This window comes from Flavobacterium glucosi (genome assembly GCF_048286535.1).
Classification (GTDB): Bacteria; Bacteroidota; Bacteroidia; order Flavobacteriales; family Flavobacteriaceae; genus Flavobacterium.
Genome location: NZ_JBLVPK010000006.1, coordinates 20189 through 41914 on the forward strand (window position 1 = coordinate 20189; position 21726 = coordinate 41914).

Below are 21726 nucleotides of genomic sequence, written 5' to 3' on the forward strand. Positions count from 1 at the left end.
TTCTATCAAAAAACTGATTACTAAAAACTGAACACTGAATACTGAAATTTGTACGCAATACTCGACATAGAAACCACTGGAGGACAATTCAACGAAGAAGGAATCACTGAAATCGCCATCTATAAATTTGACGGTCATGAAGTGGTGGATCAATTCATCAGTTTGGTAAATCCTGAAATTCCAATTCAGCCTTTCGTAGTAAAGTTAACTGGTATTAATAACGCCATGCTGCAATCAGCTCCCAAGTTTTTTGAAGTTGCAAAACGCATCATTGAAATGACAAATGACTGTATTATTGTAGCTCATAATGCCTCTTTTGATTACAGAATACTACGAACTGAATTCAGACGATTGGGATATGATTTTGAGGCCCGAACGCTTTGTACGGTTGAATTATCAAAAAAACTATTGCCTGAGCAACCTTCCCATAGTTTAGGGAAATTGGTCCGTGCGCTTGGAATCCCAATGGCAGACCGTCACAGAGCCAGTGGAGATGCTTTGGCGACAGTCAAATTATTCAAAATTCTTTTAGAAAAAGATTTAGAGAAAGAAATTGTAAAAGATTTTATTAAGCTGGAAATCGAAAAAGGTATTGCACCAAAATTACTGGATATTGTGGCTGGACTACCTGCAAAAACCGGTATCTATTACATTCACAATGAAAAAGGAAATCTGATTTATATTGGCAAAAGCCTAAACATAAAAAAGCGCATCAATCAACATTTTACGGGAACTTCTACTAAATGCAAGAAAATTCAAGCCGAAGTTTTTACCGTAACGTATGATGAAACCGGAAGTGAATTGATTGCTTTATTGAAAGAAAGTGAAGAAATAAAAATCAACAAACCCATCCACAACAGAGCGCAACGAAAAAGTATCTTCCAATTGGCTTTATACGCTGAAAAAGATAAAAATGGATATCTCAACCTAAACCTTCAAAAAGCAGATGGTAGAAAAAAAGAAATCACCTCCTTTACTTCTTTGCAAGAAGGTAAAAATGCGTTGTTCAGAATAACTTCTCATTATAATTTGTGCCAAAAACTTACCGGTTTATATGTTTCTAAAACAAACTGCTTTCAATACAGCATAAAAGAATGTGACGGGGCTTGTATTGGTGAGATTTCCGCAGAAGAATATAATGCAAGAGTTCAAGGATTTATAGATAAAAACAGTTTCGAAAATCAAAATATGATACTGATCGATAAAGGAAGAACGATCAGCGAACGATCAGCAGTTTTAATAGAAAACGGAATTTATAAAGGCTATGCTTTTTATGATTTAAACTATCAAATCAACAATATAGAAATATTGAGAAATATTATCATTCCAATGCAAAATAACCGCGATACTAAAAATATAATCCAAGGCCACATCAGAAAGAATAAAACGGTAAAGACCTTAAAATTCTAAACGCATATATTAATAACTAAATAAATATGCAGCGAACAAAGTCATTATTCAACGCTTTTAGACAAAAAACAAATATCGTAATCTACGGTACGAATACCGCTTCTGGAAGATTATTTGACCTTATTCTTTTAGGCGTTATTCTTTTGAGTGTCATTATAGTTATGCTTGAAACGGTCAAAGGTTTTGATACAAAATACCATTATGAACTCATAGTATTAGAATGGATTATAACCATTTTCTTCACCTTAGAATACCTTCTTAGAATTATTTCTATCAAAAAACCATTTAAATACATCTTTAGTTTTTATGGAATAATTGATTTGATAGCAACATTACCCATGTATTTCTCCTTATTTATTGTTGGAACCAGCGTTTTAACCGTTGTCAGAGCTTTACGATTGTTGCGATTATTTAAGATTTTAAAACATCCAAAATTCTCCAGCCAATCCACTCATCTAAAAGAAGCCCTAATTGCCAGCAGAGGTAAAATACTTGTTTTCATCTACTTCATGTTAATCAGCAGTGTAATAATTGGCTCGGTGATGTACGTAGTCGAAGGAGAAGAAGGCGGTTTTACGAGTATTCCCATCAGTATTTACTGGACAATTGTAACACTCACAACCGTGGGATATGGAGATATTTCACCCATAACACCATTGGGACAAGCAATTGCTTCGGTCGTAATGATAATGGGTTACGGTATCATTGCCGTTCCTACAGGTATCGTTTCTGCTGAATTCGCAACCAGCAACCGTAAAAAACCAAGGATAGAAAGAATCAATCCGTGCTCCGTTTGTGGAACCGAAGGACATGAATTTAACGCAAAATATTGCTACCATTGTGGTGCAGATTTATAATACTAATAATTTGAAGCTAATTCCAGCTGTACACTGCAACTCCTCGTTATTACAGTTGTTTTTCTAAGGCATAAAAGGAGCTTCCTTTGGTCGCTCTTTTATACCAAGAAAAACTAACTTTCATAACTCCGGGATTTCCGTTACCATCTGGGCTAAAAAACATGAAATACTTAATCACCATTATCGGACCCACGGCTATAGGAAAAACTTCCTTGAGTATAGTATTAGCAAATTATTTTAAATGTGATATTATTTCCTGTGACAGCCGTCAGTTTTTCAAGGAAATGACTATAGGAACCGCTGTACCAAACAAAGCCGAATTAGAGGCTGCTACCCATCATTTTATCCAAAACAAATCCATCTTCGAGAATTATACCGTTGGTGATTTCGAGAAAGAAGCTATTGCTAAACTGGACGAATTATTTTTGATCAATGATTACGCAATTCTTGTTGGCGGTTCCGGATTATACGTTGATGCCATTCTAAAAGGTTTTGATGAATTTCCTGAAATTGATGCCTCAGTTCGTACTGAAATAAATACGAAATATGAAAAACTGGGAATTGGATATTTGCAACAAAAACTCGAAGTATTAGATCCAGAATATTATAAAATTTTGACTGCTGAGAATCCTCAAACGTTACAAAACCCACAACGAATGATGCGTTTCGTGGAAGTGTGCTTGGGTTCGGGGAAACCGTATTCTTCTTTTTTAAATCAGAAAAAAAATAACCGAAACTTCATTCCTATTTTAATAGGTTTGGAAGCAAATAGAAAAATCCTTTACAGCCGAATCAATCAACGCGTTGACATTATGATGAATGAAGGACTTCTGGCTGAAGCAAAAATGCTATTCTCTAACAAAGAATTGAATGCACTTCAAACCGTGGGTTATAGAGAGTTATTCAGCTATTGTGATAGAGAAATTTCATTGGAATTTGCCATCGAAGAAATAAAGAAAAATACGCGACGATTTTCAAAACGGCAATTGACTTGGTTCAAAAGAAATGAAAACACCAAATGGTTTGATTTTGAAACTCCGTACGAAACTATTGTGGATTACATTAATTCAAAAAAATAAAACACTAAATCTTATATCCAAGATTACAAATTCATAATTTATAATTTTCAATATGCCTGTCTCTCCAAATTTCACTTCAGTTTTAAGCAAAGATTGGGAAATCAATTTTACACAATGCGCGCCAAATGGATTTTTAAAATACACTGATTTGTGTAATATATTGCAGTTAACCGCTGCTGCACATTCAGAAATTGGAGGCATTAGTTTTACTGATATGCAGGAATTTGACCAAGCATGGGTTTTGAGCAGAATGCGTGTTGAAATCTCTAATTTACCAAAATGGGGAGATATTGTAACCGTAAAAACATGGATCAATTCCTTAGAGAACTCCCGTTCCGTTCGGGCCTTGGAAATGCATTTAAATGGAGAAAAAATTGTAGGTTCTGAGACTTTCTGGGCTGTATTTAATACTAAAAAACGTCGGCCGGAAGGATTGGCTTTGCCTTTTGAACACTTTGAATTATATCCAGAAAAAAGAGCTACTATTGATGGTTTTTCTAAAATAAACTTTAATAATGAAAAGGAAATAGTTTTCGAAAAAAACGTCTTTTTATCTGATTTAGACATTGTAAATCATGTTAATAATGTCAAATATCTGGAATGGTGCTTGGATTTAGTTGACGAAAAATTAATTCTGAATCGAAAAATTAAAAGTTTTGAAATGAATTTTTTAAAGGAATTATCACTAAAAGACAAAGTGATTATTCATGAATGTATTTCTGAGAGAGAGACTGTTTTTAGTATTACAAAAGAAGATAAGACGAGTTTTGCTTTACAATTGAACTGGAAATAAAATATCTCTTCAATCCATAAAAAATGCCCCCAAATAGTGTCTAACTTTTTGGGAGCAGTTTATTCCTTAAGGCTTTCTTTTATTCTGCTACTTTATTCTTAACCACTAATCTGAATCCTTCTCCGTGGATGTTTAAAATTTCCACATCTTCATCAAGTTTCAAATACTTTCTCAACTTAGCGATGTACACATCCATACTTCTTGAAGTAAAATAGTTATCATCTCTCCAAATTTTTGTCAAGGCTAATTCTCTTGGCATTAAATCATTTTCATGAAGAATTAACATTTTCAATAATTCATTCTCTTTTGGAGATAATTTTATCGGCTCTTCATTATTAAATGTTAAAAAACGAAGTTTTGAGTTCAAATGAAATTTACCAATATTAAATTCAAATTGTACTTGTTCCGCTTTAGTATCTGATGATTTTCTTTGAATTATCGCTTTGATTTTCATCAACAATACTTCCGAATCAAAAGGTTTATTTAAGTAATCATCGGCACCAGCTTTATACCCTTTCAAAACATCTTCTTTCATAGATTTTGCTGTTAAGAATATAATTGGCACTTCATTATTTTTTTCTCTAATTTCCTTTGCCAAAGTATAACCGTCTTTGTAAGGCATCATTACATCCAGAATACATAAATCGTAAGTATCCTTTTTGAATTTTTCGAATCCTTCCATTCCATTTTTGGCTAAGGTGACATCAAAATCATTTAGCATTAAATAATCTTTTAAAACTGCTCCAAAATTAAGGTCATCTTCAACTAAAAGTATTTTCTTATTTACATTTTCCATATTCTAATTTATTAATGGTAATTTTATTATGAAGGTACTCCCTTTTCCCTTTTCACTTTCTACATATACTTGACCGTTATGGTCTTCAACAATTCTCTTTACGTAAGCTAATCCTAAACCGTGTCCTTTAACATTATGAATGTCTCCGGTATGCTCTCTATAGAATTTTTCGAAAATTCTTTTCTGAGCTATTTTACTCATTCCTAATCCACTATCTTTTATTTTGATAATGACCATGTCTTTGATGTTTTCAGTAAAAATTTCAATTTCAGGCACATTGGGCGAATATTTTATCGCATTTTCTAAAATGTTAACAATGACATTGGTAAAATGAACATCATTGATTAAAACAGTGGTTCTAATGGCTTTAAAATAGCACGTAATTGTTCCTTGCCTATCTTCTAAAATCAAATTCACATGATCTATTGCATCTTCAATAATCTCATGAATGTTATTTGATTCCTTAGCAATATCTAATTCTTTCTTTTCTAATTTAGAGATTCGCAACACATTTTCTACTTGTGCATGCATGCGTTTATTCTCATCCTTAATCATTTGAAGGTATCGCAAAACCTTCTCTTTATCATCTATTATTTTTGGATTTCTAATGGCATCTAAAGCCAGATTTATAGTGGCAATTGGAGTTTTAAATTCATGTGTCATATTATTAATGAAATCGTTTTTGATTTCAGAAATTTGACGTTGACGAATTAATTGATTCAATGCACTTGTATATGCGATTAAAATAATCAGTGTAAAAACAATAGAAAGAATTGTTATACTAACGAGTTCTGACAGTAAAAATTTCTTTTTGTGAGGAAATGTAACCAGCAATTGATATTTGCTGTTTCCTTCATTATCTGAAAATATTGGAGTTGAATAGGTTGCTTCTTTATCGTATTTAAAACCATTCGATTTTACTTTAGTAGCTAAATTACTACTGTAAACACTAAACTCAAATTTAGTTTTTACACCCGATTCCTCTAATTCTTTTTTGATAAGTTTATTCAAAGTTTCTTTTGATACTCTTTCCTGAACAGGTAAAACAGAGGCAAAATCTTTGTAGAATATTTCAAATGAAGCATTGTCTAAAACATCTAAATTACCCGTTTTTTCAATTTTTATATCAGGTATTAAACTTTGTGTAACACCCGATTTATCAATAGAATTATTGTTGTAAACTTCTGTAACGCGTTTAGAGTTAAAGCTCTTAAATTTCTCACTATCAAATTTTTTATCAAAGAACGTTGGTGAAATATTATAATCTTCAGAAATTATACTGTTTGAATATATAATTGTTTTATTTGTTCTTGGATTTTTTTGAACATAATAAAACTCAAGTATGTCATCTTTCTTTGGAACTTTTCCTGTACTGTCTTTGTAATGATTTATTTTATCATAAAAATTATATGCTTCTTGCTTTTGAATCATTTCAGCCACATTCCCAATAACTTGGTTTACATGAAATTTAAATTGCTCGTCATTATTTTTAAATGAGGTATTAAACCAATAGACCTGAACAAGAATAATCCCAATTAGAGATAAGCTCATTAACAAAACAAGTAATCTGAAAAATAATTTATTCATCGAAACAAATTTAGTATTTTAACAATATATTAAATAATAGATTAACCAAACATTAACACCTATAGGACATTTTATCTAATCTTTAAAATTTTAAGAATTTTAACCACTTCAAATTTTGTAGTTTCTATAGCAGTATTTTCTATAACGAAATCGCTCTTTGAGATGCGTTGTTCATCAGTCCATTGTGCATTAATTCTTTTTAAAACAAGTTCTCGTGTCGTTTTATCACGCTCCATAACTCTCTGAATTCTTAAATCTACTGGAGATGTGACTGTTATGATAAAATCACAATTTTTATAACTGCCACTTTCAAATAGAATAGCAGCTTCATAAATGACATAAGGGACATTTTTATGTTGCAAAATCCATTGCTCAAAATGCTTTTTTACAGCAGGATGAACTATATTGTTAAGTTTTTCTAATTTTTCAGGGCTGTTGAAAACGATTCTGGCTAATTCTTCTCTGTTTAAATTCTCCTTTTCAAAAACTGTATCGCCAAATACAGCTTTGATAGCGCTAATAATTTCGGAGGATTGCGTGATTTTTCTGGCTTCGTCATCAGCAATGTACACTGGAATACCAAATGATTTAAAATAATTTGCAATGGTGGTTTTCCCACTTCCGATACCGCCGGTTAAACCAATTATTTTTGTCATATTAAACCTTGAAAAATAATTCAGGAAAAGCTTCTTGAGGTTTTTGCTTCAAAATGATAATTTTATAAAAAGATTTTATAAAACCCGTTCCGTAACCGTAAAATTGTTTCCAAACAGCTATCAATGATAAAAATCCGATTTTTAAGCTCTTATTTTGATACGAAGACACCAAAAACAGTACCAAAAAGTAAACAAAATATAATTGAAGCAGTAAATCAAAATTAAAAAACAACATTAATAAAAAGGAAATAAAAATTCCAATTATGAATACCGAAGGAAAGAAAAAAGTAAGTTTGTTGTATTTTGGATACCAACTATTCAGAATTGGTCGTGCCTTACCAAATTTATTTACTTGAACGGAAAATTTATCCCAATCAATTCTTCTCTTGTGATATACAAAAGCATTGGGAAAAAGTTTGGTTTCAAAACCTAGATTCCACAAACGAATCGACAAATCCGGATCTTCACCGGGATGTATATTTCCAAAACCTTTTGATGCTTCAAAAGCTTTACGAGATAATCCCATGTTAAAACTTCTGGGCTGAAACTTATCTATTTTTTCTGAACCACCTCTAATTCCGCCAGTTGTCAAAAACGAAGTCATGGCAAAATTTATTGCTTTTTGTATATCTGAAAAACTGTCTAAAGCTTTATCTGGTCCTCCAAAACAATCCACATAATTTTGTTTCAGAGCTTGATCAACCTCTGATAAATACTCTTTTGGAATAATACAATCTGAATCAAAAATGATAAAATAATCCCCTCTGGCTTTTTTCATTCCATAATTTCTGGAATCTCCCGGCCCTGAATTTTCCTTGTAGTAATAGGAAATATCCAATCTATCCCCATATTTTTGAGCGACATCTTTACAAACAATAGAAGAACCATCTTCAATAATAACAATTTCAAAAATTTCGTTATAGGTGGTATTAGACAAACTCTCCAAAAGTTCATCAACTTCATCCGGACGATTGTAAACTGGTATAATTAGGGAAAATAACATAAATTTAAGAATGTGGTATTAACGATGTTTTTAGACTCAAAAAATTTTAACAAATGTAATCTTTCTCCATAAAAAAACCATCAACTATTAACCGATGGTTTCATAAATAATTTACCCCTTTTTATTCAAACATTTCCATCACTTCCTGACTTACTCCCATGTTTGAAAAACCACCATCATGCAACAAGTTTTGTAACGTCACTTTTCTGGTCAAATCAGAAAAGAGTGTTAAGGTATAATTAGCACAATCTAATGCAGATGCATTTCCCAAAGGGGACATTTTCTCGGCAAAATTTATAAATCCACCAAATCCTTTTACGCCTTGACCAGCTGTTGTAGGTGTTGGAGACTGAGAAATAGTGTTGACTCTCACTTTTTTATCTCTACCAAAGAAATAACCAAAACTGCGGGCAATAGATTCTAAAAATGCTTTGTTATCTGCCATGTCGTTATAATCCGGAAACACGCGTTGAGCAGCCATATAAGACAATGCAACAATGCTTCCCCACTCGTTCATGGCATCTTTTTTATATAAAACCTGCATCACTTTATGAAAAGAAACTGCCGATACGTTCCAACCTTTCTCCGTATAATCGTAATTCTGATTGGTGTAATGATTGCCTTTTCGAACGTTTACTGACATTCCGATAGAGTGCAAAACGAAATCTATTTTACCACCCAGAATTTCCATAGCTTGATCAACTAAATGCTCTAAATCAGCCACCGATGTAGCATCAGCAGGAATAATTTGAGAATTTGTTTTTTGCGCCAGTTCATCAATCGTTCCCATTCGTATCGAAGCCGGAGCATTGGTAAGCACAAAAGTTCCTCCTTCTTCAAACACTCTTTCTGCTGTTTTCCAGGCAATTGAATTTTCATCTAAAGCCCCAAAAATGATTCCTCTTTTTCCTTTTAATAAGTTATACATAATAATTAATTTAAGTCTGTTCTTTAAAAAATAATGCACCTTAATTTCGAAATGAATAAAATCATTGTGAAATTAAGATGCATTACAGAAACTAAATATTTAATTTAATAATAGGTTTATGCAATACTTGAAACATTTACCATTTCGTTAGCATCTGCTTTGTAGTCTACTCCTGATACGCTAAAGCCAAATAGATTGTGAAAATCTTTTCTGTAACCTTCTAAATCTCCTATTTCAGATAAATTTTCAGTTACAGCTTCAATCCACAATTTAGCCACTTTTTCCTGAACATCAGGACGCATTTCTAAATCGTCAATACGAATTCTTCCTTTCTCATCAACTGGAACTTCATTTCCAGTGTATAATCTTTCTTGGTACAAACGTTGAATTTGTTCGATACAACCTTCATGAATTCCTTCTTCTTTCATTATCTTATACAATAAAGAAATATACAACGGAATAACTGGAATAGCCGAACTTGCTTGTGTAACCAATGCTTTATTTACCGAAACAAATGCTTTACCATCAATAGCAACTAAACTATCAGTGATAGCAAATGCTGTCGCTTCAAGATGATCTTTGGCACGACCTATCGTTCCTTTTCGATAAACTGCCTCAGTTAATGATGGTCCAATATAAGAATAAGCAACAGTTGTAGCGCCTGGAGCCAATAGATTTTGAGTTTTTAAAGCATCAATCCACATCGCCCAATCTTCGCCGCCCATTACGGCAATCGTATTTTCAATATCATCACCACTACATGGCTCAATTGAAATTTCTGAAACTTTACCAGAATGAAAATCAACCGTTTTATTGGTAAAAGTACTTCCAATAGGTTTCAATACAGAGCGATGCAAAACTCCGGTAACGGGATGCATGCGAACAGGAGAAGCCAAACTGTAGATTACCAAGTCCACTTGACCTAAATCAGCTTTTATAAGATCTAATGTTTGCTGTTTTACTTCATTTGAAAACGCATCACCATTGATACTTTTTGCATATAAACCTGCTTTATGCGCTTCAGTTTCAAAAGCTGCAGAATTATACCAACCTGGTGAAGCGGTTTTACCTTCTGTTGGAGGTTTTTCAAAAAATACGCCAATAGTTCCTGCATTAGAACCAAAACCACTTGTAATTCTAGAAGCCAAACCAAATCCGGTTGAAGCTCCAATTACTAATACTTTTTTAGCCCCGTTTATAGGTCCTTTTGATTTAATGTATTCTATTTGATTCTTAACATTTTGTTCGCATCCTATTGGGTGAGATGTCGTACAAATAAATCCTCTCATTCTTGGTTCTATGATCATATTCTTGGTTATTCGTTTTTTTATTTATTCGTGTAATCGTTTTATTGCTGCTGCAAAAATCTTGTTTTAAAGGAAACAAATATAAAGTAAAAAATTAGTTCAGCAAGGCTTTAGCATGATTTAAGGCCGAATCAGAAACAACTATTCCAGATAACATTTGAGCAATTTCAACAACTCTTTCATCTCTATTTAATAACTTTAATTCAGATTGAGTATCGTCACCAACCGTCGATTTAAATACTTTGAAATGTGCATTCCCTTTTGCTGCGATTTGAGGTAAATGGGTAATAGCAAAAATTTGCATTTCTTGGCTCATTTCCTTCATGATTTCCCCCATTCTGATTGCGATTTCTCCGGAAACACCTGTATCAATTTCATCAAAAATTAAGGTTGGTAATTTTGAATATTGTGCTAAAATCGCTTTAACAGCAAGCATAATTCTGGACATTTCTCCGCCGGAAGCCACTTTTTTCAACAACCCAAAATCAGTTCCCTTATTGGCAGAAAACAAAAACTGAAGCTCATCTTTTCCGTTTTGAAAATAGGTTTCAGTAATAGTAACATCAATATTGAAGCGAACATTTGGCATTCCCAAAGTTTCTAAAATAGCAATCAACTTTTGAGATAAAACTGGAATCGATTCCAGTCTATTCGTATGAATTGTAGTTGAAAAAGCATCTAATACAATAGTTTTTTGTTCGATAGAAATTGTCAGTGCCGCAATTTCTTCTTCCATATTGCCTAATGCTAAAACTGAATTTTCAAGATTAACTTGAATTTCAAGTAATTCATCCACAGATAAAACCTGATGTTTCTTTTGCAAATTAAAAATTACCTGAAGCTTTTGACTGATTAAATCCAATTGTTCCGGATCATTAATCAGTTTTTCGGAACAGCGATTCATTTCATCCGAAATATCATCAAACTCAATCGTTACGCTTGTAATTCTATCTAATATAAATTGATATTCAGTCGAAAAAGAGGCGATTTTTTGTAATGAAACCTTGATTTCATTCAAATTATACATAACACCAATTTGTTCTTCATTGGCTATAGCCAAAGACCTATCGATAGATTCTTTTATAATCTCAACATTGTTCAATTTTTCAAAATCAGCCTCAAGAGATTCTTGTTCTCCAGATTTCAATTGTGCTGTGACTAATTCATCTAATAAAAACGTATTGTATTCTTGCTCTTTCTTAGATTCGCTTTGTCTTTTCAACAGCGAATTTAATTTGGATTTATCCGATTTATAACTTTTTAAAAGCGACTGATACTCCAGAATTGTTTCTTTATTATTGGCAATGGCATCAATAATTTCGAACTGCACATTTTCATCCGAAAGTTCTTGGGTTTGCTGTTGCGAATGAATATCTATCAAGAACAAGCTCAATTCCTGCAATTCCTGAAGATTTACAGGACTGTCATTTATAAAAGCTCTTGATTTTCCCGATGGAAGTATTTCCCGCCTAATAATGGTATCATTTTCATAATCTAAATCATTTGCCTCAAAAAAAGGAAGTAAATTATACTTAGAAATTTCAAAATGAGCTTCAATGATACACTTTTCTGCAGCATTTTTTAAAGAAGTTAAATCGGCTCTTTTTCCTAAAACCAGTCCTAATGCTCCTAAAATTATTGATTTTCCTGCACCCGTTTCTCCTGTGATTGTTGAGAAACCTTTTGAAAAATCGATTGACAATTTTTCTATTAAGGCATAGTTTTTTATCGAAAGTGACGTTATCATTTACTATATTATTTTGTGATGTGAAGCTGGATTAAAGTAAAAATTGAAAATCAATTAGTATTTTATCAGCATCCATTTACTTGAATTCAAAGGAGAAATTTTATTCAGATTATCTACTAAATCTGAGATTGTAATGCTGGGTCCACCAGAAAAAACAGAAACGATTTCATCTGATTTAGCATCAAAAAAGACACGCGTTAAAAATGCGTTCGGTCTGGAAGCATTTAGTTTAGCCAAATCAATCAGTGATCCTTTTATCTTTTCTTTAGACGCTTTTAAATCCTGACTCATCAGGTCTAACCCTACATGATAATCGAGCATAGTTTGACGTACTTGTTTGAATGCCGGAGATAAAATATCGTTTATTAAAAAGTAGCGATTTTGGTTTCCATCAGATTGACTCCAACCTTTAGAACCACCTTGTTGTGCTACATTTGAGATGTTTTGAGCCGTTTCGAAATACGAATTTCCAGATTCGGAAACAAAAGTATCTGCATCCATTCCTAAAATCATATAACTGTAAAAAGACAAAACAGAAACTAGATTAGAATCGAATGTGGTTGGACTAAAAATTAGATTTTCAAACTCTATATATCTAAAATTAAAGTCTTTATCGTTATAATTTAATACTGGAGAGGAATAAGAAGAATTAAAAATAGGCCTTGAAGATTGTACTTGAATAGTTGCAGTAAATTGATCTGAGTTATTCGAAGAAACAGTAATGTACATCGAGCAATTAATTTTTTCGTTTTGCTTAACCGTTTGTCCCGTCCAATCCGTTTTATTTATAAACTCACTTATGGAAGTTTGCAAGGTTTTAAAAACTTGCTGATTTGTAACACTCAATTTTTGGGAATCAACCGTTACTGTACAGTTTAATTGTTGCGCCTGCGTAAGCCCAAAAGTAAAAAGCAGCAAAAAAATAATTGTTTTATTCATCTGTAGATTTGTATTATTTCTTAACAGTTAACTGTAATTCAAACACCAATATTGCGTTTGTATTACAAATCCATCAAGCTCATTTCATAAAATGTACTTTCACCTTGTTTAGAATATCATCAGCAACCGCTTCTTTCGATTTCAATTCCATTGGCTCAATATTGAAATATTTATCAATAAAGGTAACTTTATTCGTTGCTTTACCAAAACCAGCACCCTGATCTTGAAGCGAATTTAAAACAATCAAATCTAAGTTTTTTTTCTGAATTTTCAAGGTCGCATTTTCAATTTCATTTTCTGTTTCCAAAGCAAAACCTATCAGAAACTGATTTTTCTTTTGTTTCCCCAAAGAAGCTAATATATCTTTCGTTTTCTCGAGTTCTATTGTAAAATTATCAGCAGCTTTTTTTATTTTTTGTTGTGCAACATTTTTGGGTTTGTAATCCGCTACAGCTGCAGCAGCAATCACAACATCCACATCGGCATAAAACTGATGGCAAGCCACGTACATTTCTTCTGCAGATACTACATGAATTACATTAATCAATGGATTTGAAACTTTACAATTTGTAGGTCCCGAAACCAAAATCACCGAAGCACCCAGATTTGCAGCACTAATCGCTATATCAAAACCCATTTTTCCTGAAGAATGATTCCCTATAAAACGCACGGGATCTATTGCTTCGTATGTGGGACCGGCAGTAATTAATATTTTTTTCCCTTTAAGAGGTAATTTGCTGTTTAAATCTGATTCCAGAAAAGCGATAATATTTTCAGGCTCCGCCATTCTTCCTTCACCAGATAATCCACTGGCTAATTCACCACTTTCGGCAGGAATTATGACATTGCCAAACTGAGTCAGAGAAGAAAAATTAGCAATGGTGGAGGGATGTTTGTACATGTCTAAATCCATTGCAGGAGCAAAATACACCGGACATTTTGCTGATAAATAGGCCGCAATCAAAAGATTATCGCACGTACCATTTGTCATTTTCGACAATGTATTTGCTGTTGCAGGAGCAATTATCATCAAATCAGCCCAAAGTGCTAATTCGACATGATTGTTCCATTTTTCATTCGCGTCGTCTTGATTATAAAAACTGGAATGTACCGGATTTTTGGACAACGTAGATAATGTAAGAGGCGTTACAAAATCCTTAGAAGCAGGTGTCATTATCACTTGGACATGTGCACCTGCTTTTATGAAAAGTCGTACTAATGTGGCTGTTTTATAGGCTGCAATTCCACCAGAAACTCCAAGTAGAATTCTCTTACCGCTTAAAACTGACATAGTACCTATTATTTATTTGAATCTCTGTGGTAAATTTTACCATCTAACCATTCTTGAACTGCTAAAGCGTGTGGCTTAGGTAGTTTTTCATAAAATTTTGAAACCTCAATTTGCTCTTTGTTTTCAAAAACTTCTTCAAGACTGTCATTATATGTAGCAAATTCTTCTAATTTCTCAGTCAATTCTTTTTTGATTTCAGAATTGATTTGATTTGCTCTTTTAGCCATAATGGTTATCGCTTCATACACATTACCAGTAGGTTCTTCAATAACAGTTTTGTTGTATGTTATTGTATTTACTGGAGCATTCGTCTTTTTTAAATCCATGACTTTATTTATTTAGTAAATTTTTGTAAATCTTTATCTATTCGAGCTAACATTTCGTTTGCTTCTTGCTTGTATTTTGTATCCGCTTTAAATTTAATCAAGTTTAATTGTGCCACTTTTGCCACATTTAATCTATCTTCCATTTTTGACGAAATACTATTAATGGCCAATTGATAGGCTGAATCTAACTTGTAATATAAGGCATCTTCTTTGAATGGAGTTCCCGGATAATCTGCTACAAAATTATCTAAAGCAACAATCGCTGATTTATAATCAGAAATCGTATTGTATCCTTTAGCATTCTCAAAAACCTTTTTCTCTATTTTCTCGCTCAATACTTTTACAGCTGCATTCGCTTCTGCTAAGTACTCCGAATTGGGATTATTATCAATAAATGATTGCAATTTATCTAATGCTTTAGTAGTATCCGTTTGGTCTAAACTGTAAGCAGGTGATAACATCGAGTAACTTTTTGCTCCCAAATAAGCTGCTTCTTCCAGTTTTTCACTTTTTGGATATCCTGAAACAAAACTCTCAAATTGATATCCTGCCAAATAAAATTGTTTGGTTTTGTAATAGGATTGAGCAAACATATAAAACAATTTTTCAGCTTGAGGTTTCCCTCTGTACGCTGGAGCAATTTGTTCAAAAATACGAATCGCTTTAGAATATTTCCCTGCGTCGTATAATTTAGTTGCCATTTCAAATTTAACAGCGACATCTTCGGTTTTTAAAGCTTTTTGGTATTCATTACAAGAACTGAATAAAGCAATAAGAAGCAATAGAGATATTATTTTTTTCATTTTTTTACTTTTTTTATGATTTATTGGCTGAAACAACCCATAAAATCATACCGAAGTTTCGGTGGCAAATTTAGTTATTAATTTAGCGACTTCAAAATATATTTTTTGTTTATAAAAAGACTCTTTTTTTATCCTTGTTTAGTGACTTTTTTGACAAATTGATCAATTCTTCCTGCTAGCGAATCATCTACTTTTACCAGTGGTAAACGGACTGTGTTTTCTGAAATTCCCAGTGATAGAAACACTTGTTTGATTCCTGCTGGATTTCCTTGCTCAAAAATCATATCAATACAATCTGCTAAAAGGTAGTGTGATTTGAATGCTTCATCCACTTTTCGATTCAATCCCAATCGAATCATTTCAGAAAATTCTTTAGGAAAACCTTGCCCAATTACAGATATAACGCCTGATCCACCTGCCAAAACCATTGGTAAAGCGATCATATCATCCCCTGAAATCACCAAAAAATCTTTTGGCTTGTTTTTTAGCAATTGCATCGCTTGAACAATATCTCCGGCAGCTTCTTTAATGGCTACGATGTTTTCAAAATCATTAGCCAAACGCATAACCGTTGAAGGCAACATATTACTTGCTGTCCTTCCCGGAACATTGTATACAATTACTGGAATTGGTGATGCTTCGGCGACAGCTTTAAAATGTTGGTAAATACCTTCTTGTGTCGGTTTATTATAATAGGGCGAAACCGATAATATTGCTGCAAATGCAGACAAATCTCTTGTTCTCAATTCTTCTACTACTTTTAAAGTATTGTTTCCTCCTACTCCAAGTACTAGTGGCAAAGCACCATTATTAGCTTCGATTACGGTACTAATAACTAATTCTTTTTCATCTGGAGACAATGTTGCATTTTCTGCAGTTGTACCCAAAACTACAAGATATTCAATTCCTCCGTCAATTGAAAAATTCACAATTCTTTTTAATGCTTCGGTGTCAATTGAAAAATCTTCTTTAAAAGGGGTTACAAGAGCAACACCAGTACCTATTAATGATTGCATATTAGATTTATATTTTGTTTAATAATTTTAAATATTTGAATAGCTCACTTACAAAAAGCGTATAATTATCGACATCTGTTTTAATTATAAAATGATTTAATCTTTTGTCTATTGATGAAAACCCAACTTTAAATTGCGCTTTAGAATTATGAGTGATTTTTAATAAAATTGCTTTTTCTATGTCGTAATAGCTGATTAACAAATCAAATTTTTCATTGATAAAATCATTTACTTCTGGAGAAGAAATTTCTCCATTCCATTTTAAATGTCCTGAATTGAATACAGGAAATGTTTTCTCTGCTGTTTTCTTAAATTTATCTCTTTGAACAATTGTTGCTATATTTTCTGGTGCGATTCCGTTTGTTATTAACGCTGTAATCAATAACTCCGTTTCGGCAAAACGTGTGGCATCAACAAGTAAACCAATTGTTTTTACAACATTGACTGACTCAATATTTTTTAAATTTTGAAAGCTTTTTTTTAAAGTTTTTTTTACAAAAAAATCTTTTATATAATTCAAAACATATTACTTTTACTTGATTACAAAATTAATTAATTAAGTCGCATTTAAAATGGTAAATCTAAAAAAGTATAACGATGTTTCTAAACTTTTTGTTATATTCTTAACATTTTTGTTTGTTGTTTCCTGCAGCAAACAAAATTATTACGTTACTAAGATAGAAGGCAAACGAATTCCAATCACCGAAAAGGAAATTCAAGTCCCTCAAATTGAAAATTTTATCAAACCTTACAGAGAACACATCAATAAAGATTTAGACAGTATTCTAACGTATTGTCCGGAAACATTAGACAAAAGCACCGGTAAATGGCAAACCACCATTGGTAATTTGATGGCTGATGTTACTTTAATGAGAGGAAATACTGTATTTCAAGCCCGAGAAAAAAAGAACATAGATATATGTTTGCTCAATAGCGGAGGAATTCGTTCAATACTTCCAAAAGGAAATGTAACAGCAAGAACCGCTTTTGAAATCATGCCTTTTGAAAATAGTTTGGTTGTGATTGCTTTAAAAGGAGAACAAATTCTTGAAATGGTCGATTATTTTATCGCCGAAAAAAAACCACATCCACTGGCTGGAATAACCTTTACCATTGACAAAAACAATCTTCCAAAAAACATATTAGTACAAGGGAAACCTGTTCAAAAAGAGACTATTTATTATGTTGGAACCAATGATTATTTGTCTAATGGTGGAGACAATATGAATTTCTTTAAAAAAGGGGTTCAGAAATTTGATTTAGAGTATAAACTACGAAATATTCTTATTGATTATTTCAAAGCAGTAGATACAATTCCCGTGATAAATGATGTTAGAATTACGGTTGAATAAGTAATTCTGAATTTAGATAACAAAATAGTTTTATAAAATACAAAGCCCTAGCCCCGATTGAAGTGAAAATCATTTTTTATCGTTTTTCACGATAAAAAATATTGCAACGAAAAGCGGGAAATAGCTCCTGATTGCTTCGTTCCTGGCAATGACAATGGGATTAAAATAAATAAAAATGAAAAGAAGAGAATTTATAGAAAAAACAGCTGCGAGTTCAGCTTTACTAAGTTTAGGTTTATCATTAAGCAGCTTTGAATCTTCACAAAAAAGACACCTTACTATTTTACATACAAATGATGTACACAGTTACATAGATCCTTTTCCTGCGGATCATCCCAGAAATGCAAACATGGGTGGTGTGGCGAGAAGAGCCGCTTTGATTGAAACGATTCGAAAAGAAAATCCAAATGTATTATTGCTGGATGCTGGCGATATTTTTCAAGGAACGCCTTATTTTAACTATTACGGCGGTGAACTGGAATTTAAATTGATGAGCATGATGCAATATGATGCTTCCACAATAGGAAATCATGATTTTGATAACGGTGTTGAAGGCTTGCATGCTCAAATGCCGCATGCTAAATTTGAGTTTATATCAGCCAACTACGATTTTAAAAACACCGTTATGGATGGTTTTGTAAAACCGTATAAAACATTCAACAAGAATGGCATTAAAGTAGGGGTTTTTGGACTTGGAATAGAGCTAGCGGGATTAGTTGATAAAGGAATGTACAAAGAAACCGTTTACAACAATCCAGTTGAAACGGCTCAAGATATGGTTCGGATTTTAAAGAACGAACAAAAATGTGATTTAGTGATTTGTTTGTCGCATTTGGGTTACAAATACAAAGATGAACCTACTAAAATATGCGATTTGAAATTAGCGGAACTAACACAAGACATTGACTTAATCATTGGTGGACATACACACACTTTTCTAGAGAAACCTACTGTTGTAAAAAACCTTGCCGGTAAAGAGGTTCTCGTAAATCAAGTGGGTTGTTACGGTATAAATCTAGGTAGAATTGATTTTTATCTGGATAACGATAAAGCTAAAGCATTTGAAGGAAAATCGATTATTGTATAACGATGATCGATTCTTTTTTGGCATTTATTATTTCTATATCAATTACAAATCTATAAAAGGAATAATAACTTGTAACGTACAAAATCATTGCCAGTGGCCTAAAATATGTTGGTGGCAGATTAGACAAAAAGCATTTCTCAACAAAAACTGCAAAATAGAGTGCCACTGATAACAACCCGAATATCCACAACCACGGTGTATATTCATTTTGGTTCATAAAATAGTCTGACAATACTATCGCTCCAAGGACAGCTACTAAAACATTTTGAACAACAAGAGAATAGTAACTAATTGCTGTCATTTCATCTGAAAGAGTCAGCATGTATGAGAAAATAAAAATGAAAGGTATAAATCCAATTAATATTGGCACAAAATCCTTAAGCTTACTCAATTTTATTATAAAAAAAATGAGTACCAATCGATGCACCAGAAAAGTAATTAATCCAATCATTAGAGCCGTTTTCGAATCTGATAAAATAAAAAAACTGGTCACTAATATGAAGAACATCGTTATAAAAAACAGTAAACTTCTTTCTTTGGAAGTAATCCAATAAAGATACATTATCAAAACTGTTACAAATGGCTTGAAAGCAAACAGAATTACTTTAAAGGAAAATAACTCGGCAATAACTTCCAGGATGACAAAAGAAAACAATAACAGACTGATTCCCTTTTCAAGTAAAAAAAATTTTTTTTTAGTTAGCATCAAAATCTCTTTTTAATTGACATTAATTAGATTCATAAAATCATCCTCGGTGATTACTGGTATCTTTAGCTTTGTTGCTTTATCCAGCTTAGCGGGTCCCATATTATCTCCTGCAACAACATAATCTGTCTTTGCTGAAATAGAATTTCCCACTTTTCCTCCGTTATCTTCGATTGCCTTTTTCAAATCGTCTCTGGAAAACTTCTCAAAAACACCTGAAACTACAAAAGTCTTTCCAGAAAGTTTATCCGTGGCGTTTGGATTTATTTTTTCAACAATTTCAAATTGTACACCATGTTTTTTTAATCTTTCAATGATAATTCTATTTTCTTGATTTTCGAAAAAGTCAATCACGCTCTGTGCAATTCGTTCTCCAATTTCGTCCACTAAAACTAAATCCATCAAAGTAGCCTGACGCAATGCATCAATATTTTTATAATGTTTCGCTAATTTCTTAGCTACCGTTTCACCAACGAATCGGATTCCAAGAGCAAACAAAACGCGTTCAAACGGAATATTTTTAGAGTTTTCTACCCCTTTTACTAAATTTTCAGCAGATTTTTGAGCCATTCGTTCCAAAGGAAGAATTTGTTCAACCGTCAATTCATATAAATCGGCATAATTGTGTACCAATCCATTATTGAAAAGCAGCGCCACTGTTTCTCCTCCTAAACCTTCAATATCCATTGCTTTTCGAGAAATATAATGCTGAATCCTTCCTATAATCTGTGGTGGACAACCATAAAAATTCGGACAATAATGATTGGCTTCGCCTTCGGATCTAACCAATTCTGTATTGCATTCCGGACAATGTGTGATGTATTTTGTAGGTTCTGATTTTTCTGGGCGCTTATTAAAATCAACCGCAATAATCTTAGGGATGATTTCTCCTCCTTTTTCTACAAAAACAGTATCTCCAACACGAATATCCAATTTCTCCATTTGATCCGCATTATGCAACGAAGCACGTTTTACAACAGTTCCTGCCAATTGCACGGGTTCAAGATTAGCTACGGGAGTTATAGAACCCGTTCGTCCAACTTGATACGAAATTGAATTTAATCGTGTAAAAACTTGTTCTGATTTGAATTTATAAGCAATTGCCCAACGAGGCGATTTTGCAGTAAAACCCAATTCATCCTGATAGTGAAAAGAATTTACTTTTACCACAACACCATCCGTTTCATACGGAAGGCTATGCCTATGAGTGTCCCAATAATCTATAAACTCGAAAACCTCAGTTAAATTACTGGCGGATTTTGCTTCTTTGGGCACTTTGAAACCCCAATTTCTAGCCGTTTCCAATCCTTCGAATTGCGATTTGAAAGGAAGATTGTTTCCAATCAAAAAATACAACAGGCAATCCAAAGGTCTTTTTGCAACTTCAGCACTATCCTGTAATTTCAAACTTCCTGAAGCCGTATTTCTAGGATTTGAATATGGTAACTCTCCAATTTCGATTAATTCCTGATTCATTTTTTCGAAACCGGCAAAAGGCAAAATAATCTCACCACGCACATCAAATTTATCAGGGAAATTCCCTTTTAATTTTAACGGAATGGATTTTATAGTTTTGATATTATTAGTCACATCGTCTCCTTGAAAACCATCTCCACGCGTTACTGCCCGTTTTAACTTTCCGTTTTCATAGGTTATGCTGATTGATGCACCGTCATATTTTAGTTCGCAAGTATATTCTAATGGAACGTCTCCTAAAACTTTTTGAACACGCTTTTCCCAATCCATTAATTCTTCCTTAGAATAGGAATTATCAAGAGAATACATGCGGTGTTCATGCGGAACGGTTTGGAAGTTTTTGGTAATTGTACCGCCTACTCGTTGGGATGGCGAATTTTCGTCAAAGTACTCCGAGTATTTATTTTCTAAATCCTGAAGTTGTTTTAATTTTAAATCAAATTCAAAGTCGGAAATTGTAGCTTCATCTAACACATAATAATTATGGTTGTGTAGATTTAATTCTTCCCTTAATTTTTGAATCGTATTTTGAATATCCATAGAAAATAAAAATTGGCTATTTTAGTT

At 32.8% G+C, this 21726-nt stretch carries 21 protein-coding genes; 6 read left to right on the plus strand and 15 right to left on the minus strand.

Annotated elements, in window-relative coordinates; translation table 11 throughout:
* Positions 1–48 precede the first annotated feature (48 nt).
* The 4 genes from ACNQGD_RS11810 (at position 49) to ACNQGD_RS11825 (ending at position 4139) form a co-directional block, all read left to right on the plus strand.
* Positions 49–1410, plus strand: coding sequence for an exonuclease domain-containing protein (locus tag ACNQGD_RS11810; protein ID WP_417996152.1), 1362 nt, complete (start codon positions 49–51; stop codon positions 1408–1410).
* A 26-nt stretch (positions 1411–1436) separates the two neighbouring features.
* Positions 1437–2267 carry an ion transporter gene (locus tag ACNQGD_RS11815; RefSeq protein ID WP_417999415.1) on the plus strand — a complete coding sequence of 277 codons (831 nt, stop codon included), beginning with the start codon at positions 1437–1439 and terminating at the stop codon, positions 2265–2267.
* 161 nt (positions 2268–2428) lie between these two features.
* Entirely contained in the window at positions 2429–3346 is a 918-nt protein-coding gene (miaA, locus tag ACNQGD_RS11820; RefSeq protein ID WP_417999416.1) for a tRNA (adenosine(37)-N6)-dimethylallyltransferase MiaA, read from the plus strand.
* A 52-nt stretch (positions 3347–3398) separates the two neighbouring features.
* Positions 3399–4139 carry an acyl-[acyl-carrier-protein] thioesterase gene (locus ACNQGD_RS11825; protein ID WP_417999417.1) on the plus strand — a complete coding sequence of 247 codons (741 nt, stop codon included), beginning with the start codon at positions 3399–3401 and terminating at the stop codon, positions 4137–4139.
* Positions 4140–4218: 79 nt separating this feature from the next.
* Here ACNQGD_RS11825 and ACNQGD_RS11830 read toward each other — a convergent pair whose 3' ends face one another.
* The 13 genes from ACNQGD_RS11830 to ACNQGD_RS11890 form a co-directional block, all read right to left on the minus strand.
* Positions 4219–4935, minus strand: a complete 717-nt coding sequence (locus tag ACNQGD_RS11830; RefSeq protein WP_091170468.1) for a response regulator transcription factor — start codon at positions 4933–4935, stop codon at positions 4219–4221.
* Between the two features lie 3 nt (positions 4936–4938).
* A complete protein-coding gene (locus ACNQGD_RS11835; RefSeq protein ID WP_417999418.1) occupies positions 4939–6522 on the minus strand; it encodes a sensor histidine kinase in 1584 nt (527 codons plus the stop codon).
* A gap of 71 nt (positions 6523–6593) precedes the next feature.
* Positions 6594–7178 carry a dephospho-CoA kinase gene (gene coaE, locus ACNQGD_RS11840; RefSeq protein ID WP_417999419.1) on the minus strand — a complete coding sequence of 195 codons (585 nt, stop codon included), beginning with the start codon at positions 7176–7178 and terminating at the stop codon, positions 6594–6596.
* 1 nt (position 7179) lies between these two features.
* The gene (locus tag ACNQGD_RS11845; RefSeq protein WP_417999420.1) at positions 7180–8181 is read right to left on the minus strand and encodes a glycosyltransferase family 2 protein; all 1002 of its coding nucleotides are present in this window, start codon (positions 8179–8181) and stop codon (positions 7180–7182) included.
* A 121-nt stretch (positions 8182–8302) separates the two neighbouring features.
* On the minus strand, positions 8303–9112 hold the full coding sequence (locus tag ACNQGD_RS11850; protein WP_417996234.1) for an enoyl-ACP reductase FabI: 810 nt from the start codon (positions 9110–9112) through the stop codon (positions 8303–8305).
* A 113-nt stretch (positions 9113–9225) separates the two neighbouring features.
* Complete coding sequence (gene fabV / locus ACNQGD_RS11855) at positions 9226–10416, minus strand: enoyl-ACP reductase FabV (protein ID WP_417999421.1); 1191 nt, start codon at positions 10414–10416, stop codon at positions 9226–9228.
* Between the two features lie 94 nt (positions 10417–10510).
* On the minus strand, positions 10511–12163 hold the full coding sequence (gene recN / locus ACNQGD_RS11860; protein WP_417999422.1) for a DNA repair protein RecN: 1653 nt from the start codon (positions 12161–12163) through the stop codon (positions 10511–10513).
* 54 nt (positions 12164–12217) lie between these two features.
* A complete protein-coding gene (gene porD / locus ACNQGD_RS11865) occupies positions 12218–13102 on the minus strand; it encodes a type IX secretion system protein PorD (RefSeq protein WP_417999423.1) in 885 nt (294 codons plus the stop codon).
* A gap of 79 nt (positions 13103–13181) precedes the next feature.
* Positions 13182–14393: a bifunctional phosphopantothenoylcysteine decarboxylase/phosphopantothenate--cysteine ligase CoaBC gene (gene coaBC / locus ACNQGD_RS11870; protein WP_417999424.1), complete on the minus strand. Its 1212-nt coding sequence runs from the start codon at positions 14391–14393 to the stop codon at positions 13182–13184.
* Positions 14394–14401: 8 nt separating this feature from the next.
* Positions 14402–14719, minus strand: a complete 318-nt coding sequence (locus ACNQGD_RS11875) for a DNA-directed RNA polymerase subunit omega (RefSeq protein ID WP_026709525.1) — start codon at positions 14717–14719, stop codon at positions 14402–14404.
* Positions 14720–14727: 8 nt separating this feature from the next.
* Positions 14728–15522: an outer membrane protein assembly factor BamD gene (locus ACNQGD_RS11880; protein ID WP_417999425.1), complete on the minus strand. Its 795-nt coding sequence runs from the start codon at positions 15520–15522 to the stop codon at positions 14728–14730.
* A gap of 128 nt (positions 15523–15650) precedes the next feature.
* Positions 15651–16538, minus strand: coding sequence for a 4-hydroxy-tetrahydrodipicolinate synthase (gene dapA / locus ACNQGD_RS11885; protein ID WP_417993827.1), 888 nt, complete (start codon positions 16536–16538; stop codon positions 15651–15653).
* Between the two features lie 7 nt (positions 16539–16545).
* The gene (locus tag ACNQGD_RS11890) at positions 16546–17058 is read right to left on the minus strand and encodes a DUF6913 domain-containing protein (protein WP_417993828.1); all 513 of its coding nucleotides are present in this window, start codon (positions 17056–17058) and stop codon (positions 16546–16548) included.
* 52 nt (positions 17059–17110) lie between these two features.
* On the opposite strand from ACNQGD_RS11890, the gene ACNQGD_RS11895 reads away from it, so the two are divergent.
* A complete protein-coding gene (locus ACNQGD_RS11895) occupies positions 17111–17890 on the plus strand; it encodes a 5'-nucleotidase C-terminal domain-containing protein (RefSeq protein WP_417996164.1) in 780 nt (259 codons plus the stop codon).
* A gap of 175 nt (positions 17891–18065) precedes the next feature.
* Positions 18066–18977, plus strand: a complete 912-nt coding sequence (locus tag ACNQGD_RS11900) for a bifunctional metallophosphatase/5'-nucleotidase (RefSeq protein ID WP_417999426.1) — start codon at positions 18066–18068, stop codon at positions 18975–18977.
* Here the strand turns inward: ACNQGD_RS11900 and ACNQGD_RS11905 are convergent.
* On the minus strand, positions 18967–19683 hold the full coding sequence (locus ACNQGD_RS11905; protein ID WP_417999427.1) for a hypothetical protein: 717 nt from the start codon (positions 19681–19683) through the stop codon (positions 18967–18969). The genes ACNQGD_RS11900 and ACNQGD_RS11905 overlap by 11 nt on opposite strands.
* A 12-nt stretch (positions 19684–19695) precedes the next feature.
* Positions 19696–21699, minus strand: a complete 2004-nt coding sequence (gene ligA, locus ACNQGD_RS11910) for an NAD-dependent DNA ligase LigA (protein WP_417999428.1) — start codon at positions 21697–21699, stop codon at positions 19696–19698.
* Between the last annotated feature and the right edge of the window lie 27 nt (positions 21700–21726).

What these genes read in the sequence shown, in the direction of transcription:
- ACNQGD_RS11815 (WP_417999415.1), top strand. Translation starts at nt 1,437, where the DNA reads ATGCAGCGAACAAAGTCATTATTCAACGCTTTTAGACAAAAAACAAAT.
- coaBC (WP_417999424.1), bottom strand. Translation starts at nt 14,393, where the DNA reads ATGTCAGTTTTAAGCGGTAAGAGAATTCTACTTGGAGTTTCTGGTGGA.
- dapA (WP_417993827.1), bottom strand. Translation starts at nt 16,538, where the DNA reads ATGCAATCATTAATAGGTACTGGTGTTGCTCTTGTAACCCCTTTTAAA.
- ACNQGD_RS11825 (WP_417999417.1), top strand. Translation starts at nt 3,399, where the DNA reads ATGCCTGTCTCTCCAAATTTCACTTCAGTTTTAAGCAAAGATTGGGAA.
- miaA (WP_417999416.1), top strand. Translation starts at nt 2,429, where the DNA reads ATGAAATACTTAATCACCATTATCGGACCCACGGCTATAGGAAAAACT.
- ACNQGD_RS11900 (WP_417999426.1), top strand. Translation starts at nt 18,066, where the DNA reads ATGAAAAGAAGAGAATTTATAGAAAAAACAGCTGCGAGTTCAGCTTTA.
- fabV (WP_417999421.1), bottom strand. Translation starts at nt 10,416, where the DNA reads ATGATCATAGAACCAAGAATGAGAGGATTTATTTGTACGACATCTCAC.
- coaE (WP_417999419.1), bottom strand. Translation starts at nt 7,178, where the DNA reads ATGACAAAAATAATTGGTTTAACCGGCGGTATCGGAAGTGGGAAAACC.
- porD (WP_417999423.1), bottom strand. Translation starts at nt 13,102, where the DNA reads ATGAATAAAACAATTATTTTTTTGCTGCTTTTTACTTTTGGGCTTACG.
- ACNQGD_RS11830 (WP_091170468.1), bottom strand. Translation starts at nt 4,935, where the DNA reads ATGGAAAATGTAAATAAGAAAATACTTTTAGTTGAAGATGACCTTAAT.
- ACNQGD_RS11905 (WP_417999427.1), bottom strand. Translation starts at nt 19,683, where the DNA reads ATGCTAACTAAAAAAAAATTTTTTTTACTTGAAAAGGGAATCAGTCTG.
- ACNQGD_RS11895 (WP_417996164.1), top strand. Translation starts at nt 17,111, where the DNA reads ATGGTAAATCTAAAAAAGTATAACGATGTTTCTAAACTTTTTGTTATA.
- ACNQGD_RS11875 (WP_026709525.1), bottom strand. Translation starts at nt 14,719, where the DNA reads ATGGATTTAAAAAAGACGAATGCTCCAGTAAATACAATAACATACAAC.
- ACNQGD_RS11880 (WP_417999425.1), bottom strand. Translation starts at nt 15,522, where the DNA reads ATGAAAAAAATAATATCTCTATTGCTTCTTATTGCTTTATTCAGTTCT.
- recN (WP_417999422.1), bottom strand. Translation starts at nt 12,163, where the DNA reads ATGATAACGTCACTTTCGATAAAAAACTATGCCTTAATAGAAAAATTG.
- ACNQGD_RS11845 (WP_417999420.1), bottom strand. Translation starts at nt 8,181, where the DNA reads ATGTTATTTTCCCTAATTATACCAGTTTACAATCGTCCGGATGAAGTT.
- ligA (WP_417999428.1), bottom strand. Translation starts at nt 21,699, where the DNA reads ATGGATATTCAAAATACGATTCAAAAATTAAGGGAAGAATTAAATCTA.
- ACNQGD_RS11835 (WP_417999418.1), bottom strand. Translation starts at nt 6,522, where the DNA reads ATGAATAAATTATTTTTCAGATTACTTGTTTTGTTAATGAGCTTATCT.